We start from the raw sequence: 352 nt of genomic DNA, 5'->3' as shown, positions 1-352 counted from the left end.
GCCGGAGCTGGTGAAGTCGATGTCGTTGGCAATGTCGCTGGAGTCGGAGGCCATGCTGACCAGCATGCGGGTGGCCACGTTGACCTGGCGCAGCTGTCGGGTCAGCAGCTCGGCGGTCTTCTCCTCGCGTACCCGCAGCATCACCAGGTTGTTGAAGTTGCCGACCACCTGACCGGCCTTGGCGGCGTTGCCGATGCGCGCCTCGATGTCGGAGAGGGTCTGGGTGTAGGCGGTGACCTGAATGCCGGCGCCGCCCCCCTTGTTGATGAGCGGGATGAACTCGTCGCCCATCAGCTCGTTGAACTCGTCGCAGTGCAGGTTGATCGGCACCTTGCCCATGCGCTTGCCGTTC

At 64.5% G+C, this 352-nt stretch carries 1 protein-coding gene; it reads right to left on the bottom strand.

What is annotated here, in order from left to right; all coding sequences use genetic code 11:
- Positions 1 to 352 (bottom strand): TraM recognition domain-containing protein (locus Q673_RS25005; RefSeq protein ID WP_023005415.1); only part of this gene is annotated, 352 nt, incomplete at both ends.

It is taken from the genome of Halomonas sp. PBN3 (genome assembly GCF_000475415.1).
GTDB lineage: Bacteria > Pseudomonadota > Gammaproteobacteria > Pseudomonadales > Halomonadaceae > Halomonas > Halomonas shengliensis.
Note: the sequence above shows the minus strand (reverse complement) of the source record. Positions and strands in the feature narration are given on the sequence as shown.